Origin of the sequence: Mycobacterium noviomagense (assembly GCF_010731635.1) — a bacterium.
In the GTDB taxonomy this organism is placed as follows: Bacteria; Actinomycetota; Actinomycetes; order Mycobacteriales; family Mycobacteriaceae; genus Mycobacterium; species Mycobacterium noviomagense.
The window spans coordinates 3,608,774-3,635,390 of sequence record NZ_AP022583.1 but is presented as its reverse complement, the minus strand read 5'-3'; the positions used below and the strand labels follow the sequence as shown (position 1 = coordinate 3,635,390).

Sequence of the window (26,617 nt, the reverse complement as noted above, 5' to 3'; positions counted from 1 at the left end):
CGGTGGTTGGGTACAACGGCACGGCCACGGATCACGGCAACCGCAGTCGAGCGGCACCAGCCGCCACGACGCCGCGCGCCGTCGCCGCAGTTGTCGAGCGACGCTGGTACAATGGGCTTTACTGGTGTAGTCAGGAGAAAGCGCCTCTGTCGGGGGGCGCTTTTCTCGTTCCGGGGGGCTCATGCCGCACCGCCGAAGGGCTGCATAGCAGCGTCAATCTCGTTTAGCCGCAATCGAACTAAGCGAGAACCGGACCTGTACCCGCGCAGGCGGCCGTCCGCGATCATCTGGCGGATAGTGCGGGTGGTGACGCCTAGATATTGTGCGGCGTCAGAGATGGAGACATAAGCCCGTTGTTCGGGCATAGCAGCAACAGCCTTTCGGTCAATTGGCTGTACTGACACCCCGAAAGTAGGTGGGCACCTGTGACATTACCCCAAGGTGCGCCTAAGTCAACTTGGCTCACGGGTTGCCGCCCTCTATTTGTTCTCAGCGAGCTTCGAGAGCAGCGCCGCAATCTGCTTGTCGCGGCCTTGTGCGGCGTGCTGGTATCTCATCGCAGCGGCCGGCGTTGAATGTCCCAGGCGTGCCATCAGTTCGGCCAAGCTGGCTCCGGTAGCAGCGGCCAGCACAGCGCCGGAGTGGCGTAAATCGTGGAAACGCAAATCAGGCCGCTTGGCCTTAGCACGGGCCTTGTAGAAGTGCCGTTGCAGCGTTGCCGGCGCCAGATGGCCGCCGTTCTGCGCGGGAAATAGCAGCGACTCACGTTCATCGCCAACGTGTTTCGATAGGTGATCCTCGAGCGCGGGCAGCAGGTGCGGCGGGATCGCTACGTCGCGCACGCCAGCGTCGGACTTGGGGGCGGTGACCTGGAAACCACCGCCGGCTCGAACCACCGCGCGGCGCACGCGGATTACTTCATCGCTGAGGTCGAGGTCCATGCGGCGCAGCTCGGCCAGCTCCCCGAACCGCAGCGCGCACCATGACGCGAGCAAGATCATTGCCCGGTACCGTTCGGGTATCTCATTTGTGATGATCACCAACTCGTCGAGTGTGGCCGGCCGGATGCGGTGAACGCGCCGCGCGCTACCGGCGCCGCGGATGACGCACGGGTTCACCGTGATCTTGCCGTCGCTGGCCGCGGTGCCCATGATCGTGCGCAGCAACCCGTAGCAGTGTGCGCGCAGCGTCGGTGTCTTGCGGTCCCCCATCTTGGCGTGCCAGCCCCGCACATCCTCCGACGTGATCGACGCCAGCGGCAGCGCGCCGAACTCGACGAGCAGATGATCGTCGAGCAGCTTGCGATAGTGCTCTCGCGTCCGCTGCTTCAGGTCACGCTGGGCCATCCATTGCTCGGCATATTCAGCGAACGTCAGCTTGGGCGTCGGTGGCCGCTGGGCGTCCGGCGGTTCCCACGCCTTACGCACGATCTCGGCGTGCCGCAGCGACAGCCACGCGCGGGCCTCCCGCTTGGTCAGAAACAGCGTCGGAGCCTTGTAGCGCCGGCCGTCCGGTCCGAAGTAACGCGCGCGGTAGCCCGTGGCCAGCTTGTCCACGGACCCAAAGGTGCCCGTTTGGCGGTCCTTACGACCGGCTCCCCGCGTCACGGGCCAGCGCTCCCGACGCTTCTCAGGTCACGTGACCTGACCCCATCCTGCGTCACTGTGCGCCTCCCAGTTCTCAGGTCATCTCAGGTCATGACCTGCACATGACCTGACCATAGCACACTCGGTTCCGCTTGCTTCCGCTTGACTCACGCTGTACTGATCGTTGTCAGCGCAGGTAATTCAGGATTTGCGCTGGACAAGTACACAGAGCTAGCAAACCGATTGGACTGGTTCAATCCCAGTACCGCGCACCATAGTTTTGCAGCCGGCGTCGTTTGTTGAATGGCGTAGCCGTCGCCGTGTTAGATACGTGCCAAATGGGTCGACCGCCCGCAACATGAGGTGCAAGTTCTGCGCCGGCAAAAGAAATTCGCGGTGTGCCGATGCGTTGACCATGGCCACGGCCAGCGACTAGCACACCCACTATCCCGGTGCGTCGGGGCACAGGTCTTGGTGGGCTGCGTCGACAAACGCCTGAGCCTGAGTAGTCGTGGGTGCGGTAGGAAATTCCTTGGCCTGGAAGCGGTTCACCTCGTCCGGTATAGAAACGCCATTCGCCAGATCGTCGCAGATGCCTCGTCCGAAGTTCACCAATACAGCTGGATCACGGACGGTGAAAATGCCATGCTGCCCCAAGTTGGCGAGGAAGCTGTTTTCGTCCGCCTTCGCACACGGAGCCAACGTGATTACATTGGCCGCCACGATGAGACCGATGGCGACCTTGCCCAAGATTTGCGCCACTTCTCCTGCCTTTTTCAATTCGACGCCCCTCGCTCTGTGCGGGCAGATTCCCGAAAGAGATATCCGGCAAACCGGCACCTCGGGTAGGAAACTAACGGCTTGCACGCTTCGGCTCGAGGCTTTGGCACCATGGGCGGCACTGAGGGCCATCGACAGGCACCGCGCCGAGCCGGAAGCGACGACTATGCGGACAAGACTGCGGCGGCCGATTGATACATCAGCCTTCGGTGCAGCGGACCAGCTCACCGTCTGGCGGTGCTATTCCATCGCGGTCAGTGTCCGAAAAGTCGCGTTTGGGAATGGCCTGGGTGGCACCATTGCGGGATGATCGCACGTCGCGTCCCCCGTTTGCTTGCTGCTGCGGCAGTCGCGGCGTGGGTGGTTAGCGTTTCCGTTCTCGTGTGTGCAATTCCCTCCGGCGCCGCCGATCCATGTCCGGACGTTCAGGTGGTGTTCGCCCGCGGCACCGACGACCCTCCTGGGGTCGGCCCGACCGGACAGGCATTCATCGACTCAGTGCGCCCGCGGGTTGGCGCGAAATCGCTCGACGTATATCCGGTCAACTACCCCGCCACATATGACTTTACGAACGCGGGCAAGGAGGGGATCAGAGACGCGAGCTCGCATGTTGTTTCGATGGCGCACGACTGCCCCAACACCAATATGGTGCTCGGCGGTTTTTCCTCGGGCGCGGCCGTAATGGGTTTCGTCACCTCGGCTGCCGTACCGGCTGGGATTGATCCGGAGAGTGTACCCAAACCGATGGACCCCGAGGTGGCCAACCACGTCTCCTCGGTCGTGCTCTACGCACTGCCAAGCGACAAGATGATGAACTTTTTCGGCGCGCCGCCGGTCGTCATCGGGCCGCTCTATCAGGCCAAGACCATTACGGTATGCGCTCCCGACGACCCCATCTGTTCCGGCGGGGGAAGCTTCGAGGTACATAAGACCTACTCGACCAATAACCCGATAATTGACCAGGGCGCGGCCTTCGCGGCCAGTCGTCTGAGCGGGGGACCTGGTGCGCCAGCGGGTGCGGGTCCTGGCGCGCCGCCCACCGGCGCCGAGTCTTCGGCTCCCGGCGGAAACTTTGGCACTTAATCCCTGGTGACAGTTCGATCACCCGTTATTGCACGAAGAATGCGGTGCCTGCGGACCAGGTGCCCAACGAGCGCCTGGCGAACTGAGGCGCGACCGGCCAGGAAACAGTAAGCGATCTGTAGCGGCGCATCGCGTCCCCTATCCCCGCCTCACCGCGCTGGCCGCCGAGCAGAAGTATGACCGCGTACCCGATGATCCAGAGGTTAAGGAAGCCGGCCTCGACGGTGCAGAAGACCAGGTAAACGTTCACACTGTCGAGTACCCGCTCAAGCGGAACTGCGAACGCATGCCCCGCCCTACTGATGCGTAACGAGTCCGGTTTCCACGTCGACGCGAAAGGCCTCAGCGGATTAGCCGCCCTACATAAGTTGCGAATTGGCAAAGCAGGGCTTATAGCCTGCTCAACCTCTTCAAGCGGCGTCGCGGTTGCAGCGACAGCTGTCCGTTTACCGCGTCACAGCGCATCGGCATCGATGCGCGACAGTACGATGTCGAGCCGCGCTACGCGTCGCTTCAGTATCGCGAGGTCGCGGAGCCGCTGCGCCGCGCCGACGTCGCCAGGCCACAGGTAGCGCCATAATGCGTATTCGTTTGGCGGCATGCGGACATAGAAAAACCGCTCAAGGACCGGCCGCAGCAGGTAGATGTGGAAGCCGCGCTCAAGGAATGGCCCCAGCACGTCGATCGGTAGCAGCTGTGGATCACTCCACCACGTCGGCGACAGTTCGACCACGAGCTCCGCATCCGCGGCGAGCGCGTCGATGCATGCGACCATGCCGGCGAGCACTCGATCCTCGGCGCCCTCAACGTCGACCTTGACGAGGCGCGCAGAGGCGAGTTCCTCTGCGGTCACGAGCGAACCAAGCGGCGCCGCCCGCACCCGGCCCTGCTCCCGGAGGCCGCGGCGGCCAACGGTCGTAGTGAGACCGATATTGTGGTTCGGGCCTGCGAAGAGCGTGAGTTCATGATCACGGTCGGACACCGCGGCAGCGACCAAGCGGACATTCGTGAGGTCGTTACTCGCCAGCGTGTCCTGCAAGGAGGCAACCACGGAGGGGCACGGTTCGATCGCCACTACGGTGCCGCGCGGTCCGACCAATTTGGCGGCCAGTGCGGTCATGCAGCCGATGTTGGCGCCGATGTCGATGAAGGTGTCGTCCGGCTGCAGCCGGCGGCGTAAAAACGCTGTGACATCGGGTTCCCACGTCCCGAATAGATATACATACATCTGAATCAGGTCGGGCAGCCGGCATCGAAAACGAATGCCGTCTTCGGTGGTTCCGTCGACGGTCAGCGGTCCCCAAAGCGCGAGGCGTAGGCGGAGCAGTCCGAGCAATCCGCCGTAGGGCAGCAGCAGGATGACCGCCCGCACAAAGCGCTCGATCGCGCCGACGTGCTCCTTGTCTGTTCGCAGAAACCGCAGGCACGCGCGGCACAGCGGCAGGATTAGCGCCTTGATCATCGACGAGGACCCCGTACATCACGAATTCGGGGCACACCGTGTCGACGACCATGCGCACAAAGTCGCCGAGAGACCGACGACGCGCATTCGTACAAAGCAGTGGCGTCACCCGGCGATGCGTGCTTGACCGAATCTCTGATGCGTTCCCCGCAACGTCTCGATTTCCCGGTCGCTGTCGACCACAGATCATTAGAGCGCAAAGGGGAGGATAGGGCAGAGAAATCGGCTCCTTGCACCATGGCGGCCATTACAGCGAGACCTGAGAAAATCTCCATTCGATCGCGACCTGACCGCGGCCAGCTTCCGGAGCACGCGGCGAACGCTCTGACAACTGGTTCAGGATCGAGGGCGGCTGGTTGGCCTCCGCCGGCCGCACCGACTGCGCTCGCGGGTTGTCCAAAACCCTGGCCAGCGCGGACGCGATCGCAACCAAGGGCCGAGCCTTCCGCGAGCTACGGCGAACCCGCAAGCTCAGCCCCAACAGCGGACTCGACCCGCGCCAGGGCCGGGAAGCTGCGTCTCCGTCATATGTGGGAGAAGTGCCACACAGGGAATCTCGCCGGTGCTGCGCCGCTGGTGCTGGTCCGCGCTTCTCGGCGTTCTTCACCAAGGTCACCGATGCGGCGATCGCAACGCTCGTCGAGGCCTCCACCACCGATCTTTCGAGCGACAGGGCAATCCAAGTATTTCGAGAGAAAACAGTGTTCACGCCGTTTCTTCGCTGTTACGACGAGACGACTATCGTGCCTCAATGAAAAAGCAGCTGGCGGCAACAACTTATGCTGTCTTGCTCGGCACAAGCACGGTCGTTGGCATGTCCGCTGCAAAGGCCACCATCCAAATTCCCGACATCATTTGCTCAACGGTTCATCCGGACACGGCCACCGCGAGCGGCCCACGTATCCAGCACATCGCCGTCGACGAAAATCCTGTGTCGGTCCTGCTGCCGCCGCAGTATGACACCTCGATGCGGCGTTATCCCGTGCTCTACCTCCTGTATGGGGCGGATTCGAACGTGGACTCGTTTCTGGTCCGCACCAATCTCATCTCGGTGACAAGCACGTTCCCCGACAACCAACAGTTCATCGTCGTTACGCCGCCCGGCGGGCTGACCGGCTTCTACGTCGACTGGAAAGACGGCAGCCACAATTACGAAACGGAGATCATTAACCGGGTCATCCCAGCGATCGACACGCAGTTTCGCACACTCCCTGACAAAGGACACCGCGCCGTGGCCGGCGTCTCGATGGGCGGCTTTGGCGCCGCACATTATGGCGTGAAGCATCCGGAACTGTTCCGTGCCGTTGGAACATTGTCAGGCGGCGATAACAACCAGGCCCCCGACGAGAGTGCCGTCATCATCGGGGCGACCGTGGAACAGCGCAAGTGCGCCGACGGTCTATCAGCTGGCCAGTATGACCCCTTCGGAATGTTTGGCGACCCAGCGCTGGACGCCGGTCGATGGCGCGCAGCCAACCCAGTCGCTAATGCATCCCAACTGCGGGGCATGGACATCTATCTCACCGCGGCAGATGGCTCGCCGTGTGATGCCGCCGACGCCGAAACGCTCGTCACAAACCCCGCCGCGGGCGCTCTGGAGGCAGGCACCGGCCAAACGACCCTCGGTCTGCATGTCGCGTTGAGATTCGCTGGCATACAGCACACCTACGACCCAAAACCGTGTGGCATCCACACGTACAAATACTTCACGCCGGAGGTCGCTACCTACGTCAACCGATTGGCGAGGATTTTCTCTAGCTGAAGGGTTGTGACTGCAGGGCGGCCCTCGATCTGCCGCACTACGGTGGATCGCCATGCAGGCCTTGACCGCTCCCGCGTTCGGTCACTCGGACTGCGAGCGCGTCGTCGTGGGTGCCGCGCTGGCGCAGCCGGTCCTCGCGATCACGAGCCTGGCCTACATTGCCGCCGGGGTGGCCGTGTTGTCCTGGGCGGCGCGGGTCAGGGCGCCGTTGGCCGTGGCCGCGGGGCTTGCGCTGGTGGCCGTCGGGGTCGGCAGCTTCGCCTACCACGGACCCCAGCCGTCGTGGGCCAAGCCCGCTCACGACTGGCCCATCGTGGCGACCGGAGCGGTGTACGCCGTCGGCCTGGTCCGAAGCCGGCGCCGGTGGTCGGCCTGGGCGGCACCGGCCGGCGTCTTCGCGCTGGGAATTGCCGCCTACGCGGCCGGACGCTCCGGGTCGCCGCTGTGCCGGCCGGACAGCCTCTGGCAGTACCACGGCGCCTGGCACGTCCTGTCTGCCGCTGCCGCCGGATGGGCCGTCCGGGCCATGGCCCCGGACCACCGCTGACGTGCACTCGTTGTTCGGTCAGCCGTGCGGCGCCTCGGAGATCTTGCTGTCTGGCTTGCCGATTGTTTGGCAGTAGGTCATCGCCGACATGCGGGTTGCGGAAATCTGCAGATTATTTGGCTCAGCACCACTCTGGTCCTTGAGCATTTTGCTGACCTCGTCGTTTTGCTTCTTCTCGTCCTGCGTCGTGAAGTCCTTGCATTTAGTGTCGCCACCGGTGTTGATGACCTGTGAGGCAGAGCATCCGCTGAACAGCAGCATGGCGATCGCGATCGTGGCAGGTGCAATTAGCTTCATCGTCGGCCTTCCTTAATCGGAGTGGTAGCTACCTGTACACCGCAATAGCGCACTTCAAACGCACCCAATTGGTTTGTGCGGGAAGATCGCCGACCGCCGTTGTCGAATTCGACCACGTTGTCAGTGGCGGCTCGTAGCATCCTGCGAATCGGAAGGGAAACGGATGGCTAAACACACGAGTGCGCGCTGCGGCCTGGAAACCCGTTGCCTGCAAGGCAGCTGGCTCCTCGACCGTGAGCACTGGCGGCGGGCGGCTCTGGCGGCGCGGGCCGACGACGAACATCTCGTGCTGACAGCCGGGCCAGTGCACCGCCAGACGCATTCGCTGCCGTGGCAAATGGTCAGCCTCTTGGGTACCGAGCCGATTCGCACAAAAAGGAATTCGACATGAAGACAGCTGTCGTCACTATTTCGATGTTCGCCGGCGTGGCACTCGGCGTCCTGATTGGCGCTCCTCCCGCCGCCCACGCCGACCCACCTGCACCCTGCGGCGGCCCCGACGTGCCGTGCGCCGGCCCAGGCCCGCTCACACCAGAGCAACAGTGCGCGTTCATTGCGTGGCGCACATGGATGCCCTGCAACTGGCTCGGCATGCAGGTGCCGGCCGGGACGCCGGGAAGCTTGGATTAGCTCGGGTAGCCGCTTCGGGTCGCCGTTATCCGCTGCTCTGAGGCCGCGCAGTTAGCTCTTGTTGCTGCCACCGCCACCATTGAGCTGCGTCGGGCAGTAGGCGGCAGCCGCCAGCATCGTGAAGTTAGCCGCGTCGTGCGCACTGAAGCCCGGGTTGGCATCCCTCAGCTGCTTGACGATGTCCATGCCGTTCTTGCCGTCATCGAGCATCTGGCACACCCCTTTACCGGCCGCGATAGCACTGTCGCGGTTTTGGTAGGTGATGCCCGCCTTATTCAGGCCGTCCAGGAAGCCCGCATCGTCGCCGGACGGGTCGGCGTGTGCAAAACCGGCGCAGCTGATCACAACCGCAGCACTGGTCAGCGCGAGTAGAAGTCTCATCGGCCGCTGATTCTTCCACAGCGTCGGTGTTGCCGCTCGGCGAGCAATTCGCCGTCGACAACCGAATCGCCGCCGCGGCAAGCCCGCCGCGCGGGCCGCGTCAACCAATGGTTGACAACACGCGGATCGTCAACCTAAGGTTGACGCTATGCCTGGGCCCGGCCCGACGTCCGTCACCCATCCGATCCGGCTCGACGACTTGATCAACGCCATCAAACAAGCGCACGCCGACGTGCTGGATCAGCTCAGCGACGCCGTCTTGGCGGCCGAGCATCTCGGCGAGGTCGCCGACCATCTGATCGGGCACTTCGTCGACCAGGCGCGGCGCTCCGGTGCCTCATGGACCGATATCGGCAAGAGCATGGGTGTCAGCAAGCAGGCCGCCCAGAAGCGGTTCGTCCCCAGGGCTGACATGGCTGCCCTCGACCCCGACCAGGGCTTCGGGCGCTTTACCCCGCGGGCGCGCAACGTGGTGGTCGCCGCCCAGAACGCCGCACAGGAAGCCCGGAACCGCGAGATCACTCCCGATCACCTGGTGCTCGGTCTCCTCAGCGATCCCGATGCGCTGGCCACCAAGTTGCTAAGTGAGCAGCGGGTGGACCCCGACGCCGTTCGCGCGGCGGTGACGCTGCCGCCAGCCTGCGACGAGCCGCCGCAGCTGACCCCGTTCAGCGGACCGGCCCGCAAGGCGCTCGAACTGACCTTCCGCGAAGCTCTTCGGCTGGGGCACAACTACATCGGCACCGAACATCTGCTACTCGCGCTGCTCGAACTCGAAGACGGTGACGGGCCGCTGCACCGGGCCGGTGTCGACAAGGAACGCGCCGAGGCCGATCTGACTTCGGTGCTGGAATCGATCGTGGCCGGCGCCGGCGGCGACGCTGCCGACTGAACGCATCTCACATCCCGACGGCCCGCAGCGTCTACACAATGTGGGAGCAATGAGACCGTTCGAGGATGTGGTGGCCCAACACGGCGCAACCGTGCTGCGGGTATGCCGCGCCGTGGCCGGCCCCGACGACGCCGAAGATGCGTGGTCGGAAACGTTTCTGTCGGCGTTGCGCGCCTACCCGCGCTTAGCTCCTGGCACCAACGTGGAGGCGTGGCTGGTCACGATCGCCCACCGTCGCGCCGTGGACGCCGGCCGCGCCCGATCTCGGCGGCCCGTCCCGACCGACGACATCGCCGACGGGCCCGCCATCCACAGCGATCCCGCTTCCCGCGACCAGGGCCTGTGGGCCGCGCTGAGCCGGCTTCCCGACAAACAACGCCTGGCCGTGGCCTACCACCACATCGCCGGGTTGCCGTTCGCCGAGATCGCCGAGTTGCTCGGCAACTCCCCCGACGCCGCCCGCCGCGCCGCTGCCGACGGCATCAAGACGCTTCGCAAAACCTACGAGAGAGATGAAATCGCATGAGCACCAAGGTTTTTAGCTATGACGCCGACGAGCCCGCCACGTTGGCCCGGCTGCACACCCGACTCGAGCGCAGCGCCGACGAAAACGGGTTGCTCGACGTGGCCTACCGCACTATCGACACGCCGGTGGGCGCGCTGCTGTTGGCCGCCACTGATAGCGGTTTGGTGCGGGTGGCCTACGACGTGCAGGACCACGCCCTGGTGCTGGACGCACTGGCCCGCTCGGTGAGTCCGCGGATTCTGCGGGCACCGGCTCGGTTGGACGCCGCTGCCCGCCAGATCGACGACTATTTTGCCAAGCGCCGCAAGCACTTTGAGCTTCCACTGGATCTGCGGCTGGCCAACGGCTTCCGCCGCGCCGTCATCGAAGAGCTGCGCCGCATCGACTACGGGCAACGGGAAAGCTACGCCAGCGTGGCCGCCGCCGTGGGTAGCCCCCGCGCCGTCCGCGCTGTGGGAACCGCGTGTGCACGCAATCCGCTGCCGATCGTGATCGGATGCCACCGCGTCGTACGGTCCGATGGCTCGATCGGCCAGTACGCCGGCGGAGAACAGGCCAAGTCCGCGCTGCTGCGTCTGGAAGCCGGCTGACCGGACGGCGATGTGGTGCAACCTGCTCGTACGCGTAATGGCGGTATGCGATCATTCCAACGTCGCTGAGGAGGGAAAGTGCGCCGCTGGCTGCTTGTCTTGGTCACGTTCGTCGCCGGGGCGGTCATCGCCGCTCCGCGCGCCTCGGCCGGAGCTGCGCCCATCGGCCGACTGGGTGACACCTTGAGGGTCGACACCGGCAAGATCGTCGCCGACGTCACCGTCAGCCCCGTCGAACCGCCCACCCCGGTCCGAATGGCGTCCGACTTCACCTTCGACGGGGTGACCCCCTTCGCCGACGCCTACACGTCGCGGGCATCCGATGCTCCCGATGCCTTGGACACCGCGCTGCTGAACGCGCCCCCCGGCGCCACGGTGCACGGCGGCGTGTATTGGGACGCCTACCGCGATCCGGTTTCCAATGTGGTGCTGCTGGACCGCAAGACGGTTGTGCACCTGGCCCAGTGGAACCTGTAGAGGTTCGCGTCGCCGCCGCGGAGTCGGTCGACATCGACCAGCTGGCCGCGCTCGCCGCATGCACTTTTCCGCTGGCCTGCCCGCCGTCGGTGACGGCCGAAAACATCGCGTCGTTCGTCGACGCCCACCTGTCGGTGGCGCGCTTCGCCGAGTATCTCGCCGATCCGCAACGAGTGATCCTCGTTGCGGCGCACGGCAATCGACTCGTGGGCTACGCGATGCTGGTGTCGGGCGTCGGCGACGATGCCGACGTCCAGCGGGCTGTCAGCATCCGCCCCGCAGTCGAACTCTCGAAGATGTATGTGCTGCCGGACAGTCACGGTATGGGCGTGTCCACGGCGTTGATAGCCGCCGCCATAGACGCCGCCGCCGAATCCGGCGCCGACTGCATATGGCTGGGTGTGAATCAGCAAAACCAACGCGCGCAACGCTTTTACCGCAAACATGGCTTTAGCGTCACCGGTACAAGGACGTTCCAGTTGGGTACGCGCCGCGAGAACGACTACGTCATGGTTCGCCAGTTTCCACGCGGGCCGCGGCGCTCAGCGCCAGCAGCCGTGACGTGGCCCGCAAATACTTCTTCCGGAAACCGCCGGCCAGCATCTCCTGACTGAATATGCCGTCCAGTCGGATGCCCGAGGCCAGCACCGGGATGCCGGCGTCGTAGAGCCGGTCGGTCAGCGCCACCAGCCGCAGCGCGACGTTCTGGTCGTCGATGCCGTGCACGCCGGTGAGAAACACCGCGGCCACGTCTTCGATCAACGACAGGTACCGCGTCGGGTGCATGGTGGCCAAGTGCGCACACAACGCGTCGAAGTCATCGAGGGTCGCGCCGTCGATGCGCGCCGCACGCGCCGAGACCTGCTCGTCGGAGAGCGGCGCGGGCGCCGGCGGCAGATCTCGGTGCCGGTAGTCGGGCCCCTCGATGCGGGCAACAGTGAAAATCGCTGCCAGCGTGTGGATTTCGCGTAAAAAGTCCTGGGCGGCGAAGCGGCCCTCGCCGAGCTGCTCGGGCAACGTGTTCGACGTGGCCGCCACCGACACTCCCCGCTGCACCAGCTGGGAAAGCAGTCGCGAGATCAACGTCGTGTTGCCGGGATCGTCGAGCTCGAACTCGTCGATGCACACCACCGTGTAGTCGGCGAGCAACTCCACGCACTCGGCGAAACCGAACACGCCGGCCAGATGGGTCAGCTCCATGAACGTCGCGTACGCGGCGCGACGTGCCACCATATCGGTCAGGTGGTGATAGATCGACGCCAAGAGGTGGGTTTTGCCGACGCCGAATCCGCCGTCCAGATACAGCCCGACCCCGGGCAGCGTCACCCGCTTGCCGAGCAAAGTGCGCCGGCCCGCCCGACGGTGCACGGCCTGCTGGCAGAACTCCACGCAGGCCTCCACCGCCGTCGCCTGCGTCGGCTCGCCCGGGTCCGGTTGGTAGGTGCCGAAGCTCACGTCGGCGAACGTGGGCGGAGGTTTCAGCTGGGCGATCAGCCGCTGCGGGCAGACACTCGGATTCCGATCCACCAGCCGACCGACGGGGCCGTGCATGCAGGCACTGTAGTGACGTGCTGCAATCAAGCTCATGTCCGACCTGGTAGCCGACCAAGGCCCCGGCGTGCATCTGACACTGTTGGGGTCGGTCCGCGAGGTCGCGGACGGGGTCGCGGACGGGGAACTGCCGGAGCTCTACGGCTATCCCGCCGAACACCGCGGTATCTGGGTGCGGGCCAATTTCATCGCGACTGTCGACGGCGCCGCCACGCTCGAGGGCACCACCGGCGGGCTCGGCGGTCCCGGCGACCGGGCGCTGTTCAACCTGCTGCGCGCACTGGCCGACGTCATCGTGGTGGGCGCGGGAACCGTGCGGATCGAGGGCTACAGCGGCGCCCGGCTGACCGTGGCGCAGCGCCAACAGCGCCAGGGCCGCGGGCAAAGCGAAGTCCCGCAGTTGGCGATCGTCACCCGATCGGGCCGGCTGGACCGCGATATGCCGGTGTTCACCCGCACCGAGGTGCCGCCGCTGGTGCTGACCTGCACCGCGGCCGTCGACGAGACGCGGCAGCGCCTGGCCGGGGTCGCCGGGGTCGCCGACTGTTCGGGCGATGACCCTGGCCGCGTCGACGAGGCCGCGGTGCTGGCTGCGCTCGCGGATCGTGAGCTGTACCGGGTGTTGACAGAGGGCGGTCCGACACTGCTCAGTTCGTTCGTCGAGCGCGACCTGCTCGATGAGCTGTGTCTGACGATCGCGCCCTGTGTGGTCGGAGGTGAGGCGCCCCGCATTACGACAGGACCGGGACAGGTGCTCACCCGGATGCGCTGCGCGCACGTGCTGGCCGATGACTCCGGCTACCTCTACACCCGCTACGTGCGAGCTTGACTGGTACGGGCTGGCTACTGTGGTCGGCATGAGTCGGCACGGCATGCGCGCCACAGTCCTGGTCGCGGTGACCTTCTCGACGACCGTGGTGCTGGCCGGTTGTGTTCCGGGCGTGGCCGCCAACCCGCGCTTTGCCACCAACTCCGGCGCCCGCCCGCAGGGCGCGGCCACCACCACCGCGCGACCGGGCGGTCCGCCTCCCATTGCAGCGCCCAAGAACGACTTGTCGTGGCACGACTGCACCGCGCGGGTGTTCGCCGACGCCGCGGTTCCCGCCGCACCTGGCGTCAAGCTCGACTGCGCCAACTATGACGCCGACCTCGACCCGGTCAACGGGGCCGCCGGAACGCTGAGCATCGGCGCAGTGCGGGCCCGCTCGGTGCAGACCCCGCAGGACGCCGGCCCGCTGGTGTTCACCACCGGATCCGACCTTCCGTCGTCGGTGCAGCTGCCGGTCTGGCTCTCCCGCGCGGGCGCCGACGTCCTGCGCAGCCACCCCATCGTCGCCGTCGACCGTCGGGGCATGGGCATGTCGAGCGCGGTCGACTGCCGTGACCAGTACGACCGCCAGCAGATGCGCGACCAGGCCCAGTTCGAGCCCGGCGACGACCCGGTGGCCAACCTCAGCGACATCTCCGACAAGGCGACCACGAGCTGCACCGACACGATCGCGCCGGGCGACTCGTCCTACGACAACGCGCACGCAGCCACCGACATCGAACGGCTGCGCAGCATTTGGGACGTTCCCACGCTGGCTTTGGTCGGGATCGGCAACGGCGCCCAGGTGGCGCTGACCTACGCCGGATCGCACTCCGACAAGGTGGCCCGGTTGGTCCTCGACTCCCCGGTTGCGTTGGGCGTGAGCGCCGAAGCGGCCGCCGAGCAGCAAGTGAAGGGCCAGCAGGCGGCTTTGGACGCGTTTGCCGCGCAGTGCGCCGCGGTGAACTGCGCGTTGGGGCCAGACCCGAAAGGGGCGGTCAGCTCGCTGCTGGCGGCGGCCCGCGGTGGGCATGGCCCGGGAGGGGCGTCGGTGGCTTCTGTGGCCAACGCCATCGCCACCGCGCTGGGCTACCCCACCGGCGACCGCGTCGGCAACACCACCGACCTGGCCAACGCGATCGCGGCCGCCAACTCCGGCGACACCAACCTGCTGACCAATCTGATCAACCGGGCCGAGGCCACCCGCGACACGGACGGCCAGTTCATCAACACGTGCGGCGACTCGCTGAACCGTCCGACGCCCGACCGGGTTCGCCAGCTGGTGGTCGAGTGGGGCAAGCTCTACCCGCAGTTCGGCCCGGTGGGAGCGCTCAACATGGTCAAGTGCATCCACTGGCCGAGCGGATCGCCGCCACAGCCGCCCAAAAAGCTCAAGATCGACGTCATGTTGATGGGTGTGCAGAACGACCCGATCACCGGCTCGGAGGGCGTCGCCGCGACGGCTGCCACGATCATCAACGCGCGCGCGGCGAGCAAGCGGGTGATGTGGCAGGGCATCGGCCACGGCGCGAGCATCTACTCCTCTTGCGCGGTGCCACCACTGATCGGTTATCTCGACAGCGGCAAGCTGCCCGACACCGACACCTACTGTCCGGCCTGATTTATCGCCGCGAATGAGCGGCGGTGTACGGTTCGCTCGTGACGGCAGCTGACTCCATCCGTACCGGCTGGCGCGACTCCGTGCTGGCCGCCTTTCGTCCCCGCACCGGCACAGCCAGCGCGGCAGTCGTGCTGAGGTCGGCGTTGTGGCCGGTGGCCATTCTCGCGGTGATCCACCGCAGCGTCGTGGTGACCACCAACGGCAACATCACCGACGACTTCAAACCGGTCTACCGCGCGGTGCTCAACTTCCGGCGCGGCTGGGACATCTACAACGAACACTTCGACTACGTCGACCCGCACTTTTTGTATCCGCCCGGCGGCACCCTGCTGATGGCCCCGTTCGGGTATCTGCCGTTCACGCCGTCGCGGTATCTGTTCATCTTGTGCAACACCGTGGCCATCCTGATTGCCTGGTATCTGCTGCTGCGGTTGTTCAACTACACGCTGGCCTCGGTGGCCGCCCCAGCCTTGCTGCTGGCGATGTTTTGCACCGAAAGCGTCACCAACACACTGGTTTTCACGAACATCAACGGCTGCGTCCTGCTGGCAGAAGTGCTGTTCTTCCGGTGGCTGCTCGACGGCAAGACAAGCCATCAGTGGTGGGCAGGTATCGCAATCGGGTTGACGCTGGTGACCAAACCATTGTTGGCACCGCTGTTGGTCCTGCCGCTGCTGAACCGCCAGTGGCGGGCCGTGGTAGCGGCCGTCGTGGTGCCGCTGGTGTTGAACGCGGCCGCGTGGCCGTTGGTCAGCGACCCGCAGGACTTCGTCACCCGCACAGTCCCTTACATCTTGGGCGTGCGTGACTACTTCAACAGCTCGATCGAGGGCAACGGCGTGTACTTCGGTCTGCCGACGTGGCTGATCCTGTCCCTGCGGATTGGGTTCACGCTGATCGCGATTGCCAGTCTGTGGCTACTGTATCGCTATTACCGCACCCGCGACCAACTGTTCTGGATGGCGACGTCGTCGGGCGTGCTGCTGCTGTGGTCGTGGCTGGTGTTGTCGTTGGCTCAGGGCTACTACTCGATGATGCTGTTCCCGTTCCTGATGACGGTGGTGCTGCCCAATTCGGTGATCCGCAACTGGCCGGCGTGGCTTGGGGTGTACGGGTTCATGACGATGGACCGCTGGCTGCTGTTCAACTGGATGGGCGTCGGGCGGCCGCTGGAATACCTGAAGATCACTTACGGTTGGTCGCTGCTGCTGATCGTGGTGTTCTGCGTGCTGTACTTCCGCTACCTGGACGCCAAGGCCGAGAACCGGCTGGAGTCCGGGATCGATCCGGCGTGGATGACGCCAGATCGGCCGCGTGCCGCGGTGATCGCAAGCGCGGCGCAGCCGAGCGCAGCGGGTCACCGCCATGGGGACTAGCGTGATCGCAAGCGCGGCGCAGCCGAGCGCAGCGGGTCACCGCCATGGGGACTAGCGTGAATGCATGACCTCTTCCCAGCCGAAAGTCCAGCTGAGCGACGACGAATGGCGGCAGAAGCTCACGCCCGAGGAGTTCGCCGTCCTGCGCCGCGCCGGCACCGAGCCGCCGTTCACCGGTGAGTACACCGACACCAAGACTGAAGGCGTCTACCAGTGCCGGGCCTGCGGCGCCGAACTGTTCCGCAGCAGCGAAAAATTCGAATCCCATTGCGGCTGGCCGTCGTTCTTCGATCCGGCGGACTCCGACGCGGTGATACTGCGGTCCGATGATTCGCTGGGGATGCGGCGCACCGAGGTGTTGTGCGCCAACTGCCACAGCCACTTGGGCCACGTGTTCACCGGGGAGGGCTATCCAACGCCGACGGACCAGCGCTACTGCATCAACTCGATCTGCCTGCGCCTGGTGCCAGCCGGCTGAACGTTGAGATTGCCGTCATGGTCGTGGATCGGTCGCAGCCACAGCCATAGCGGCAAGCTTGACGAGGTCAGTCCAGCCGGGTGGCGTGACATTCCCAGAACGGGGCGTGCGCGCGACCACCTTCCAACCACGGCTCGATGATCCGGAACCGCTCCATGAACGGCTCGATCTGGTCGGCCATCTCGGGGTTGCGCGCGCGCATCATCTCGAAGGATTGCACGCTGAGATTGACCTGGTAGGTGGTAGGCCCCAGGTAGGTGATCTCCCACCCGTTGGGAGGCAGCACCTGTCGAAAGTCGCCCTCCGAAAGCGACCGCGGCATACGGAAGCCGTTGACGTTGTGGGCGCCGAATTCGAACATGTACAGCCGCGCGCCCGGTTTGGTCGCCCGATGCAATGCACGCGCATAGGACTGCTGTAACTCTTTGTCCTCGCTGAAAACGTGGTAGAACGCGCAGTCGACGACGGTGTCGAAGCGGCCCTCCAACCCCTCCAGCTTTGTCGCGTCGGCCAGCTGGAAATCCACGTCCACGCCTGCTTTGCGGGCGTTTTCCCGCGCCCGCTCCAAGCCGGCGGGCGAGGCGTCGATCCCGGTGGCCTTCAAGCCCTTCGACGCGTAGTAGATCGCGTGATGTCCGGGACCGGTGCCGGGGTCGAGCACTTCGCCCTTGACGGCGCCCAACGCCACCAGCTGCTGCACGACCGGCTGCGGGCCGCCGATATCCCACGGCGTGGCCGCAGGCAATCCATGCACGGTCCGCTCGTCGCGGTACATCTCTTCGAAACGGCTGGGATCTGCGGAAGCTGTCACGCTACCGACCCTAGGGCAGCGACGCGACCAGCTGCTCGACGGGCACCCTCGGTCCGGTGAAAAACGGTGTCTCGGCACGGGTATGCCGCCGCGCGTCGGTGGCCCGCAGATCACGCATGAGGTCCACGATGCGGTGCAGCTCAGGCGATTCGAAGGCCAGGATCCACTCGTAGTCACCGAGCGCGAAGGCCGGCACGGTGTTCGCGCGCACCTCCTTGTAGCCCCGGGCGGCCATGCCGTGCTCGGCGAGCATGCGCCGACGCTCCTCGTCGGGCAGCAGATACCACTCGTAGGACCGCACGAATGGATAGACGCAGATGTAGGCTCCTGGCTCCTCGCCGGCCAGAAACGCCGGGATGTGGCTCTTGTTGAACTCCGCCGGGCGATGCAGCGCTACGCTGCTCCACACCGGTGTGGACGCGCGCCCCAAGGTGGTGGTGCGCCGGAAGTCGGAGTAGGTGGCCTGCAGCGCTTCGACGTGTTCGGCATGCGTCCAGATCATGAAGTCGGCGTCCGCCCGCATTCCGGCGATGTCGTAGAGGCCGCGCACCACGACGCCGCGTTCCTCCTGCTGCTTGAGGAAGGTGGCGGTCTCGTCGACGACCTTGTCGCGGTCGTCGCCGAGCGCGCCCGGCCGCACCGAGAACACCGAAAACATCAGGTAGCGAACGGTGGCGTTGAGGGCGTCGTAGTCCAGGCGGGCCATGGGTCTATCGTGCCACGCCGGCAGTCAGCAGCTCGAAGACCGCTCGACCGGCCGCGGCGATACACGCCGGCACCCCAATCCCGTCGAGGTAGTTGCCCGCCACGGCCAGCGTCGGCGGCAACCCGGCGCGAATCTCGACCACGATGTCGGCGTGGCCGGGCCCGTACTGCGGCATCGCGTCGGCCCAGCGCTGGACCCGGACGTCGACCGGCTCGACCGTCAGCCCGAACACGGTCGCCAGATCCGCCAGCGCCCAAGCGAGCAACTCGTCGTCGGAAGCGTGAAGGCTCGCGTCGTCACCGAACCGCCCGAACGAGAGCCGGACCAAATCGACGTCACCGCTGAGTCCTTTTGGGGGGCCCCACTTTCGCGAAGACAGCGTGATTGCCTTGGCGTGCAACGCTTCCCCACTGGCGACCACCACACCGGAGTGCTGCGGAAACTCGGTGTCGGGCGGCACCGCCAACGCCACCAGTACCGACGATGCGCTGGCGATTCGGCCCGCGGCCGCCGCCGTTCGTGGGGCGATCCCCCCGACGAGGTTGCGCAGCTGCGGCGCCGGGACCGCCAAAATAACGGCGTCGGCCGGCCATGTGCCGCCGGTGTCGTCGCTCAGCATCCAGCCGGGACCCGCCGGCTCGATGCGGTTGATCGCGGTTTGCACCCAGCGCAGCCCGCTGCGGCGGACCAGCTCGTCGACCAACACCGCGTAGCCACCGTCGACGGCGCCGAACACCGGGCCGCTGGTGGCGCTTGGCAGCACTGCCCGGACCGCGTCGGACAGGGTGGCGGCGCCGCCGTCGAGAGCCGTCGCCAGTCCGGGCGCGGCCGAGCGCAGCCCGATGGTGGCCGCCGAACCGGCGTACACACCGCCCAGCAGCGGATCCACCGACCGGGCCACCACCTGCTCGCCGAACCGGTCGGCGACCAAGGCCGCCGTTGCCGGGTCGTCGCCGGGACGCCAGTCCAGTGGGCGGCCCGGTTCCTCGGCGATGTGGGCAACGGTCGCCTCGTCGACCAGTCCCGCCATCGATGTCGCCGACGACGGGATCCCCGCGACGGTGCCCGGCGGCAGCGGGTGCAGCCGACCCTGGCTGTAGATCAGCGGTCGGGCCCCGGTGGTGCCCAGTTGCCGATCCGCAAGGCCCAGCTCCGCCAGCAACGCCGGCACTTCCGGGCGGCGCACGACGAACGCCTCGGCGCCGACGTCCATCGGCTGCCCGGCCACCCGCTCGGTGCGCAGCACGCCACCGAGGCGATCGGCCGGATCGAACACTGTGATGCTCGCGTCATCGGCTAAAGCCCGCAGCCGATAAGCCGCCGCCAGCCCCGAAATGCCCCCGCCGACAATGCAATACGAGCGGGAAGTCATAGCGAGTGCACCAGCGACACCAGCTCGGTGAGCACGCCTGGATCGGTTTCGGGCAGCACCCCGTGTCCCAGGTTGAAGATGTGGCCGGCCACGCCTGCGTCAACAGCGCGCCGCCCGTCGTCGACCACGGCGCGCGCCGCGCGCTCCACCACCGGCCAGCCTGCCAGCAGCACCGCGGGGTCGAGGTTGCCCTGCAGCGCGGTGCCTGGCTGGATCCGCGCCGCCGCGTCAGTCAACGAGGTCCGCCAGTCGACGCCGACCACCGTCGCACCGGCGGCCGACATCGCGCCCAATAACTCGGCGGTGCCGACCCCGAAGTGCGTCATCGGCACGCCGTAGTCAGCCAGCGCACCGAACACGCGCGCGCTGTGCGGCAGGACGTGCTGGCGGTAGTCGGCCAACGACAGCGTCCCCGCCCACGAATCGAACACCTGAATCGCATCGACCCCGGCGTCGAGTTGGACTCGCAGGAACGCGATGGTCAGGTCGGCCAGCTTGCCCATCAACGCATGCCAGGCGTCGGGGTCGGCCAGCATCATCGCCTTGGTGCGGGCATGGTGGCGGCTCGGGCCGCCCTCGACCAGATAGGACGCCAGCGTGAACGGCGCCCCGGCGAAACCGATCAGCACGACATCCCCAAGCGCGCCCACAAGCAGCGAAACCGCCTCCGCTACCGGTTGAACCGCTTGCGGCTCAAGGGGTTTCAATGAAGCGACGTCTGCAGCGCTGCGCACCGGCGCCGCGATCACCGGTCCGACATCGGGCACGATGTCCAGCTCGATGCCAGCACCGCGCAGCGGCACCACGATGTCGGAGAACAGGATCGCGGCGTCGACGCCATGGCGGCGGATCGGTTGCAGGGTGATCTCGCAGATCAGCTCGGCGTCAAAGCACGCCGCCAGCATGCTGTGCTGTTCGCGCAGCGCCCGATATTCCGGCAGCGAACGGCCGGCCTGCCGCATGAACCACACCGGGACCCGCGGCGGTTTACGGCCAGTGGCCGCGGCCAGATACGGCGACCCGGGAAGGTCGCGACGAATAGTCATCGCGCTCAATGCTGCCACGACGCGGCAATGACCCACTCCCGCCGACAGGGAAGTGTGCGCGCCGCCGTTTTGGGGAATGTGGCGTACGGCGGCCGGAGGGCTCCGCTGGTGATGGCAGGAAAGGAAGCGGTCGATGTTGCTGAAGGAGAAATCAGGAACTGCCGGAGAGGTGGTCGGCGAAGTCGAGTACTTCATCGATCGGGCATTGCGCAACGTCGCTCATGGCCGCTTCGAACGGTCGTTGTCCGGACTGACGGCGTTCGCGGCGGTGATCACAACTGCCGAGATCTACCTCGAGCACTACAAAGCCAGCTTCGGCAACAAATGGATGTGGAGCCCGATCGTGGTGACTCCGCCGGTGGTTGTCGCCGGAATAGCGGGGGTGTTCTCGAAGCGCTGGGCCAAGCGGTGGCTGCCGATCACTGCCGGGGTGTACGCGGCCAACGGGCTAATGGGCCAGTACCTGCATATGCGAGGGGTGTCCCGGCGGCCCGGCGGCTGGCGGCTGGCCAGCTACAACGTGCCGATGGGCCCGCCTATCGCCGCACCCGGGCTGATGAGCATCGTCGGCGGGATGGGCTTGCTGGCCGCGATCTTGCGCCGCGAGAAGTGAGCTCCCATGTCTGACCGGCCTGACATCTCGAAAGGCGAACACCTGCCGAACCTGCGACCCGGCGGCAAGCCGCTGCACCCGTCGTGGTTACCGCGCCAGCGCCGCGGCACTACACCACAGATGATCGGCCGCTACCCCGATTTCGACGTACTGTCCACCGTCGACAGTTGGGACGAGGCCACCAAGCGCGTGGTTTTGGCGCGACTGGAAAAGCCGGGACCATTGCGGTTTTTCGATTCCCTCGAGGCGTTGACCCTGCGCGCGTTCTGCGACACTGTGCTGGCCCAGGACGCCGAACCGCGCATACCGGTCGCCGAGTTCGTCGACGCCAAGCTCGCCGACGGAGAGCTGGACGGCTACCAGTACGCCGACATGCCCGACGACCGGGACACGTGGCGGCTGGTGTTGGCCGGTTTGGACGAGGCGGCCCGCGACGCGGGCGCGGAGTCATTTGCGGAGGCGGTGCCGGAAACCCGCCAGTCCGTCGTCGAGCGGTTCGCGCATCAACAGTTGTACGGAGGCAGCTGGGAGAAGTTGAATATTTCGCGCGCCTGGTCGGTGGTGATGCGGATGGCGTTGAGCGCTTTCTATAGCCATCCGTGGGCGTGGAATGAGATCGGGTTTGGCGGGCCGGCCTACCCTCGCGGATTCATGCGGCTCGGGGGTGTCGGGTCACGTGAGCCTTTCGAGACGCCGGGCGCCACCTCCGAGGACCCGGTCAAGATAATCGACCGAGGAGAGCTCGATGCGTGACTTTTGGCGCACCCTGCTCAAAGGCGCGGTCGGACCGGCTGACAACGATTCCCGCTTCCTGCTCGACGTGCACTCCCGTGACCTGCCCGGCGAATCCACGATGCGCCGCTATCACGACGACGAGGAGGTGGACCTGGTGGTCGTAGGCGCCGGGGCAGGCGGGTCGGTTCTGGCCCAGCGGCTGGCCCGCGCCGGCTGGCGGATCGTGATCCTGGAGGCCGGCCCGTTCTGGCACCCTGATGAGGACTGGGTTTCCGACGAGGCCGGCTCGCACAAGCTGTACTGGACGCAGAAGCGGATCATCGGCGGCGACGACCCACAGGAGCTGGGCAAGAACAACTCTGGCCGCGGCGTGGGTGGATCGATGGTGCACTACGCCGGATACACACCGCGGTTTCACCCCAGCGACTTCGAAACCTTCAGCCGTGACCGGGTCGGCGCCGACTGGCCGATCACCTACGCCGACCTGCTACCCCACTACGAGCGTGTTGAGCGAGAGCTGCCGGTCGCTGGCCAGGACTGGCCATGGGGACACCCGCACCGCTATCCGTTCTCGCCGCATCCGGTGACGGGTGCGGCGTTGAAGCTGTGGGAAGGCGCCATCAAGCTGGGCATCGAGATGCGGGTCGGCCCGGTCGGCATCGTCAACGGGACCTTCGGCAACCGGCCGCACTGCATTTATCGTGGCTATTGCCTGCAGGGCTGCAAGGTCAACGCGAAGGCCAGCCCGTTCGTCACCCATCTGCCCGACGCGCTCGCCCACGGGGTGGAAATCCGGGCGAACTGTATGGCGGCCCGCATCGAACTAGACGAACGCGGACATGCCAGCGGCGTCACGTATTTCGCCGAAGGCAGCGACCAAGAGCGGCGTCAGCGCGCCAAAGTCGTTGCAGTAGCAGGCTATTCGATCGAGACGCCGCGGCTGCTGCTCAACTCGCAGAGTCCTCAATTCCCTAACGGGTTGTGCAACAACAACGATCAGGTCGGGCGCTACATCATGGTTCAGGGCGCTACTCAAAGCGCGGGCCGGTGGCCCGAGGAACTGCGGATGTACAAGGCGCCGCCGCCGGAGGTCTCCTCGGAGCAGTTCTACGAAACCGATCCCGATCGCGGCTTCGCCCGCGGGTTCTCCATCCAGACCGTCTCCCCGATGCCGATCGCGTGGGCCGAACACGTGCTGGCCGACGGACATTGGGGCGCATCGCTGCGTGAATACATGCGCGACTACAACCACTGGGCCACTGTCGGGGTGCTCAACGAGCTGCTCCCGCTGCCGGAGAACCGGGTCACCCTCGCCGGCGAGACCGACCAATACGGATTGCCGGTTGCCCGATTCGACTACTCGCTGTGCGACAACGACAAGGCCAACATGGAGTACTCCAAGGAGCTGATCGCAAATATTCTGCATGCCGCCGACGCCCAAGACGTGCTGACCATTAAACGCTTCGCCCACCTCATCGGCGGCGCGCGGATGGGCAGCGACCCCGACAGCAGCGTCTGCGACTCCAACCAGCGGACTTGGGCGGTGCCTAACCTTTTCCTCGCCGACGGTTCGGTGTGCCCGACGCAAGGCAGCGCCAACCCGGCGCTGACGATCATGGCGCTCGCCTCGCGGCTGGCCGAACGGATCATCCGCGGCGACATAAAAGCAGATGCCGCCCCGGAGGGCGGGGCAAGCGCGCGAACCGTGCGTGCGTAACCTCGTCGGTATGCCAGTCAGCCATCCCCCCGTCAGGTACGACGAGTTCCCAAGTCTGCGTATCGAACCGGCCACCGACGGTGTGTTGCACGTGATTCTCGATGCGCCCGGGCTCAATTCGGTGGGGCCGCAGATGCACCGGGACCTCGCCGACATCTGGCCGGAGATCGAGCGTGACCCCGAGGTGCGTGCGGTGCTCGTGCGCGGCGAAGGAAAAGCGTTCTCCTCCGGCGGCAGCTTCGACTTGATCGAAGAGACGATGGGCGACTTCGCCGACCGGATCCGCATCATGCGCGAGGCCCGCGACCTGGTGCTCAACATGGTCAACTTCGACAAGCCGGTGGTTTCGGCGATTCGCGGGCCGGCGGTCGGCGCCGGTCTGGTGGTGGCCCTGCTGGCCGACATCTCGGTGGCCGGGCGCAGCGCCAAGATCATCGACGGGCACACCAAGCTGGGGGTGGCCGCGGGGGATCATGCTGCGATCTGCTGGCCGCTCTTGGTCGGCATGGCCAAGGCCAAGTACTACCTGCTGACCTGCCAGCCGCTCACCGGTGAGGAAGCCGAGCGCATCGGGCTGGTGTCCACCTGTGTCGACGACGACGACGTACTGTCCACGGCAACCCGCATCGCCGAAGACCTCGCGCGCGGAGCGCAAACGGCGATCCGGTGGACCAAACACAGCCTCAACCACTGGTATCGCATGTTCGCGCCCGCGTTCGAAACAGCCCTGGGCCTGGAGTTCATCGGGTTCAGCGGCCCCGACGTGCACGAAGGACTGGCCGCCAACCGCGAGAAGCGCGCGCCGCGTTTCGGCGCCGATCCCGAGGCCCGCCAGCTGCAGCCGTAGGCCGCGATGACGGCTTTGCTCTCCCCGGCCGCGCGACCAACCGGCGAGCCTGTTCCCGCGTGTCGGCGGATAGGTCTAGCGTCAAGGGACGTGACCTCTCTCGAACCGGTCGCGTTCCGCGAGGCGGTGGCCGCCATGAACGGTGCCTCCGTACGCGCCGAAATCGAGCTCGGCCCCATCCGGCCCCCACAGCGCCTCGCGCCGTTCAGCTACGCGCTGGGCGCCGAGGTCAAGCACCCCGAGCTCGACATCGTCCCGGAGCGATCCGAAGGCGACGCCTTCGGGCGGTTGATCCTGCTGTACGACCCCGAGGGATCCGACGCCTGGGACGGCACCATGCGGCTGGTCGCCTACATACAGGCCGACCTGGACGCCAGCGAGGCAGTCGACCCGCTGCTGCCCGAAGTGGCATGGAGTTGGCTGGTCGATGCGCTGGACACCCGCGCCGACCACGTCACCGCACTCGGCGGTACGGTCACCGCCACCACGTCCGTGCGTTACGGCGACATCTCCGGCCCACCGCGCGCCCACCAACTGGAGCTGCGGGCGTCGTGGACGGCGACCACCCCCGAGATCGGCACCCACGTCGAGGCGTTCTGTGAGGTGCTCGAGCACGCCGCGGGACTACCGCCGGTGGGGGTGACCGACCTGGGCTCGCGGTCCCGCGCCTGACATGTCCGAAGCGGCAACCGATCAGCCCAGCATCGAGGCCGAGCCCACACCACTGCTGCACCCGGCCGACGGAGTGCCGGATCTATCGGTGACGGTGGCGCAGATCGCCGCGGCGGCCGACCAGTTGGCCAGCGGTCGCGGGCCGTTCGCCGTCGACGCCGAGCGAGCGTCGGGTTTCCGCTACTCGAACCGGGCCTATCTGATCCAACTCCGCCGCGCCGGTGCTGGCACGGTGCTCATCGATCCGGTCAGCCACGGAACCGACCCGCTGGCCGCGCTGCGGCCCGTCGCGCAAGTGCTGGCCGAGGACGAATGGATACTGCACGCCGCCGACCAGGACTTGCCGTGCCTGGCCGAAGTCGGCATGCGTCCGCCGGCGGTCTATGACACCGAACTGGCGGGCCGGCTGGCCGGCTTCGACCGGGTCAACCTGGCGGCCATGGTGCAGCGCCTTCTCGGGCTGGGGCTAGCGAAGGGACACGGCGCGGCCGACTGGTCGAAGCGTCCGCTGCCGCCGGCGTGGTTGAACTATGCCGCGCTTGACGTCGAGCTGCTCATCGAATTGCGGGACGCCGTCGCGGCGGTGCTGGCGGAACAAGGCAAAACACATTGGGCTGCAGAGGAATTCGAGTACCTGCGGACTTCAGCGGCGCTGGGCACGCCGACCACACGGCGCGACCACTGGCAACGCACGTCCGGTATCCATCGGGTCCGCGACCGACGCGGCCTGGCCGCGGTGCGCGAGTTGTGGACCGCGCGCGACCGTATCGCGCAGCGCCGCGACATCGCGCCCGGGCGCATCTTGCCCGATTCGGCGATCATCGACGCGGCCGTCGCCGACCCGAAGACGACCGAGGAGCTGTTGGCGCTGCCGGTGTTCGGCGGGCCCAAGCAGCGCCGCAGCGCTGCGACGTGGCTGGCGGCCCTGGAAGCGGCCCGGGAAAATCCAGAGCCCGCCGAGGACTTGGAACCACCCAACGGGCCGCCGCCTGCGGCGCGGTGGGCCAAGCGCAGGCCGGAGGCCGCCGTGCGGCTCGATGCGGCCCGGGCAGCGTTGGCGGAGTTGTCGCAGCAGGTATCGGTTCCGGTGGAGAACCTGGTCTCCCCCGACCTGGTGCGACGGCTGTGCTGGGACTGGGACGGCGGTGACGAGCGGGTGGTCGATGAGTTCCTGGCCGCCGGACAGGCCCGGTCCTGGCAGCGTCAGCTCGTGGTCCCGGTATTGGCCGCAGCGCTCGGTTAACGGTGGCG

30 protein-coding genes and 1 pseudogene are annotated in these 26,617 nt (G+C 66.4%); 20 read left to right on the top strand and 11 right to left on the bottom strand.

The features are described 5' to 3' along the window. Window positions 1-179 precede the first annotated feature (179 nt). From G6N15_RS17270 to G6N15_RS17260, 3 genes are all read right to left on the bottom strand, one after another. On the bottom strand, window positions 180-365 hold the full coding sequence (locus tag G6N15_RS17270; RefSeq protein ID WP_083086624.1) for an excisionase family DNA-binding protein: 186 nt from the start codon (window positions 363-365) through the stop codon (window positions 180-182). Between the two features lie 114 nt (window positions 366-479). After that, entirely contained in the window at window positions 480-1,607 is a 1,128-nt protein-coding gene (locus G6N15_RS17265; protein WP_083086621.1) for a tyrosine-type recombinase/integrase, read from the bottom strand. Window positions 1,608-2,030: 423 nt separating this feature from the next. Further along, a complete protein-coding gene (locus G6N15_RS17260; protein ID WP_163748123.1) occupies window positions 2,031-2,348 on the bottom strand; it encodes a DUF732 domain-containing protein in 318 nt (105 codons plus the stop codon). 324 nt (window positions 2,349-2,672) lie between these two features. Between G6N15_RS17260 and G6N15_RS17255 the strand changes: the two genes are divergently transcribed. Beyond that, the gene (locus G6N15_RS17255; protein WP_083086616.1) at window positions 2,673-3,449 is read left to right on the top strand and encodes a cutinase family protein; all 777 of its coding nucleotides are present in this window, start codon (window positions 2,673-2,675) and stop codon (window positions 3,447-3,449) included. 454 nt (window positions 3,450-3,903) lie between these two features. On the opposite strand, the gene G6N15_RS17250 is transcribed toward G6N15_RS17255, so the two are convergent. Continuing rightward, window positions 3,904-4,911: an FkbM family methyltransferase gene (locus tag G6N15_RS17250; protein ID WP_083086611.1), complete on the bottom strand. Its 1,008-nt coding sequence runs from the start codon at window positions 4,909-4,911 to the stop codon at window positions 3,904-3,906. A gap of 751 nt (window positions 4,912-5,662) precedes the next feature. Between G6N15_RS17250 and G6N15_RS17245 the strand changes: the two genes are divergently transcribed. Beyond that, window positions 5,663-6,673 (top strand): alpha/beta hydrolase, encoded by a 1,011-nt coding sequence (locus G6N15_RS17245; RefSeq protein ID WP_083086606.1) that lies wholly within the window; start codon window positions 5,663-5,665, stop codon window positions 6,671-6,673. A 52-nt stretch (window positions 6,674-6,725) separates the two neighbouring features. Then, window positions 6,726-7,220, top strand: a complete 495-nt coding sequence (locus tag G6N15_RS17240; protein ID WP_083086604.1) for a hypothetical protein — start codon at window positions 6,726-6,728, stop codon at window positions 7,218-7,220. 18 nt (window positions 7,221-7,238) lie between these two features. On the opposite strand, the gene G6N15_RS17235 is transcribed toward G6N15_RS17240, so the two are convergent. Further along, window positions 7,239-7,517, bottom strand: a complete 279-nt coding sequence (locus tag G6N15_RS17235; RefSeq protein ID WP_083086601.1) for a hypothetical protein — start codon at window positions 7,515-7,517, stop codon at window positions 7,239-7,241. Between the two features lie 163 nt (window positions 7,518-7,680). On the opposite strand from G6N15_RS17235, the gene G6N15_RS17230 reads away from it, so the two are divergent. Both G6N15_RS17230 and G6N15_RS17225 read left to right on the top strand, forming a co-directional pair. Continuing rightward, entirely contained in the window at window positions 7,681-7,908 is a 228-nt protein-coding gene (locus G6N15_RS17230) for a hypothetical protein (RefSeq protein ID WP_083086598.1), read from the top strand. Continuing rightward, window positions 7,905-8,147: a hypothetical protein gene (locus G6N15_RS17225; RefSeq protein WP_232070262.1), complete on the top strand. Its 243-nt coding sequence runs from the start codon at window positions 7,905-7,907 to the stop codon at window positions 8,145-8,147. Before G6N15_RS17230 ends, G6N15_RS17225 begins: the two co-directional genes overlap by 4 nt. Window positions 8,148-8,198: 51 nt before the next feature. On the opposite strand, the gene G6N15_RS17220 is transcribed toward G6N15_RS17225, so the two are convergent. Continuing rightward, window positions 8,199-8,528 carry a DUF732 domain-containing protein gene (locus G6N15_RS17220; protein WP_083086596.1) on the bottom strand — a complete coding sequence of 110 codons (330 nt, stop codon included), beginning with the start codon at window positions 8,526-8,528 and terminating at the stop codon, window positions 8,199-8,201. A gap of 148 nt (window positions 8,529-8,676) precedes the next feature. Between G6N15_RS17220 and G6N15_RS17215 the strand changes: the two genes are divergently transcribed. The 5 genes and pseudogenes from G6N15_RS17215 to G6N15_RS17195 all read left to right on the top strand — a co-directional run. Then, window positions 8,677-9,420, top strand: a complete 744-nt coding sequence (locus G6N15_RS17215) for a Clp protease N-terminal domain-containing protein (protein WP_083086594.1) — start codon at window positions 8,677-8,679, stop codon at window positions 9,418-9,420. A 49-nt stretch (window positions 9,421-9,469) separates the two neighbouring features. Next, window positions 9,470-9,946 carry an RNA polymerase sigma factor gene (locus G6N15_RS17210; RefSeq protein WP_083086592.1) on the top strand — a complete coding sequence of 159 codons (477 nt, stop codon included), beginning with the start codon at window positions 9,470-9,472 and terminating at the stop codon, window positions 9,944-9,946. Beyond that, window positions 9,943-10,536, top strand: coding sequence for a methylated-DNA--[protein]-cysteine S-methyltransferase (locus G6N15_RS17205; protein ID WP_083086590.1), 594 nt, complete (start codon window positions 9,943-9,945; stop codon window positions 10,534-10,536). Before G6N15_RS17210 ends, G6N15_RS17205 begins: the two co-directional genes overlap by 4 nt. A 78-nt stretch (window positions 10,537-10,614) precedes the next feature. Next, entirely contained in the window at window positions 10,615-11,013 is a 399-nt protein-coding gene (locus G6N15_RS17200; protein WP_083086588.1) for a hypothetical protein, read from the top strand. Continuing rightward, window positions 11,001-11,531: pseudogene (locus tag G6N15_RS17195) on the top strand (N-acetyltransferase family protein); the annotation flags it as partial. The gene G6N15_RS17200 and the pseudogene G6N15_RS17195, both read left to right, overlap by 13 nt. Here the strand turns inward: G6N15_RS17195 and zapE are convergent. Then, window positions 11,521-12,600 (bottom strand): cell division protein ZapE, encoded by a 1,080-nt coding sequence (gene zapE, locus G6N15_RS17190; RefSeq protein WP_083086584.1) that lies wholly within the window; start codon window positions 12,598-12,600, stop codon window positions 11,521-11,523. The pseudogene G6N15_RS17195 and the gene zapE overlap by 11 nt on opposite strands. Between zapE and G6N15_RS17185 the strand changes: the two genes are divergently transcribed. From G6N15_RS17185 to msrB, 4 genes are all read left to right on the top strand, one after another. Next, on the top strand, window positions 12,599-13,393 hold the full coding sequence (locus G6N15_RS17185; RefSeq protein ID WP_163748120.1) for a pyrimidine reductase family protein: 795 nt from the start codon (window positions 12,599-12,601) through the stop codon (window positions 13,391-13,393). The genes zapE and G6N15_RS17185 overlap by 2 nt on opposite strands. 10 nt (window positions 13,394-13,403) lie before the next feature. Next, a complete protein-coding gene (locus G6N15_RS17180) occupies window positions 13,404-14,993 on the top strand; it encodes an alpha/beta hydrolase (RefSeq protein WP_083086753.1) in 1,590 nt (529 codons plus the stop codon). A 23-nt stretch (window positions 14,994-15,016) separates the two neighbouring features. Next, window positions 15,017-16,369 (top strand): arabinofuranan 3-O-arabinosyltransferase, encoded by a 1,353-nt coding sequence (gene aftC, locus G6N15_RS17175; protein ID WP_083086579.1) that lies wholly within the window; start codon window positions 15,017-15,019, stop codon window positions 16,367-16,369. 64 nt (window positions 16,370-16,433) lie between these two features. Beyond that, complete coding sequence (gene msrB / locus G6N15_RS17170; protein ID WP_083086576.1) at window positions 16,434-16,847, top strand: peptide-methionine (R)-S-oxide reductase MsrB; 414 nt, start codon at window positions 16,434-16,436, stop codon at window positions 16,845-16,847. 67 nt (window positions 16,848-16,914) lie between these two features. On the opposite strand, the gene G6N15_RS17165 is transcribed toward msrB, so the two are convergent. The 4 genes from G6N15_RS17165 to hemE are packed head-to-tail and all read right to left on the bottom strand — an operon-like array spanning window position 16,915 to window position 20,782. Next, on the bottom strand, window positions 16,915-17,622 hold the full coding sequence (locus G6N15_RS17165) for a class I SAM-dependent methyltransferase (protein WP_083086573.1): 708 nt from the start codon (window positions 17,620-17,622) through the stop codon (window positions 16,915-16,917). Window positions 17,623-17,668: 46 nt separating this feature from the next. Further along, window positions 17,669-18,364, bottom strand: a complete 696-nt coding sequence (gene hemQ / locus G6N15_RS17160) for a hydrogen peroxide-dependent heme synthase (RefSeq protein WP_083086570.1) — start codon at window positions 18,362-18,364, stop codon at window positions 17,669-17,671. Window positions 18,365-18,368: 4 nt separating this feature from the next. After that, window positions 18,369-19,736 (bottom strand): protoporphyrinogen oxidase, encoded by a 1,368-nt coding sequence (locus G6N15_RS17155; RefSeq protein WP_083086568.1) that lies wholly within the window; start codon window positions 19,734-19,736, stop codon window positions 18,369-18,371. Continuing rightward, window positions 19,733-20,782, bottom strand: coding sequence for a uroporphyrinogen decarboxylase (hemE, locus tag G6N15_RS17150; RefSeq protein WP_083086565.1), 1,050 nt, complete (start codon window positions 20,780-20,782; stop codon window positions 19,733-19,735). Before hemE ends, G6N15_RS17155 begins: the two co-directional genes overlap by 4 nt. 133 nt (window positions 20,783-20,915) lie before the next feature. Between hemE and G6N15_RS17145 the strand changes: the two genes are divergently transcribed. From G6N15_RS17145 to G6N15_RS17120, 6 genes are all read left to right on the top strand, one after another. Then, entirely contained in the window at window positions 20,916-21,395 is a 480-nt protein-coding gene (locus tag G6N15_RS17145; protein WP_083086562.1) for a hypothetical protein, read from the top strand. A 6-nt stretch (window positions 21,396-21,401) separates the two neighbouring features. After that, window positions 21,402-22,148, top strand: coding sequence for a gluconate 2-dehydrogenase subunit 3 family protein (locus G6N15_RS17140; protein ID WP_083086559.1), 747 nt, complete (start codon window positions 21,402-21,404; stop codon window positions 22,146-22,148). After that, window positions 22,141-23,847, top strand: coding sequence for a GMC family oxidoreductase (locus G6N15_RS17135; RefSeq protein ID WP_083086557.1), 1,707 nt, complete (start codon window positions 22,141-22,143; stop codon window positions 23,845-23,847). Before G6N15_RS17140 ends, G6N15_RS17135 begins: the two co-directional genes overlap by 8 nt. Before the next feature lie 10 nt (window positions 23,848-23,857). Further along, complete coding sequence (locus tag G6N15_RS17130) at window positions 23,858-24,694, top strand: enoyl-CoA hydratase/isomerase family protein (RefSeq protein WP_083086554.1); 837 nt, start codon at window positions 23,858-23,860, stop codon at window positions 24,692-24,694. 135 nt (window positions 24,695-24,829) lie between these two features. After that, window positions 24,830-25,366 carry a DUF3000 domain-containing protein gene (locus G6N15_RS17125; RefSeq protein ID WP_232070481.1) on the top strand — a complete coding sequence of 179 codons (537 nt, stop codon included), beginning with the start codon at window positions 24,830-24,832 and terminating at the stop codon, window positions 25,364-25,366. Window position 25,367: 1 nt separating this feature from the next. Then, a complete protein-coding gene (locus G6N15_RS17120) occupies window positions 25,368-26,609 on the top strand; it encodes an HRDC domain-containing protein (protein ID WP_083086550.1) in 1,242 nt (413 codons plus the stop codon). Window positions 26,610-26,617 lie beyond the last annotated feature (8 nt).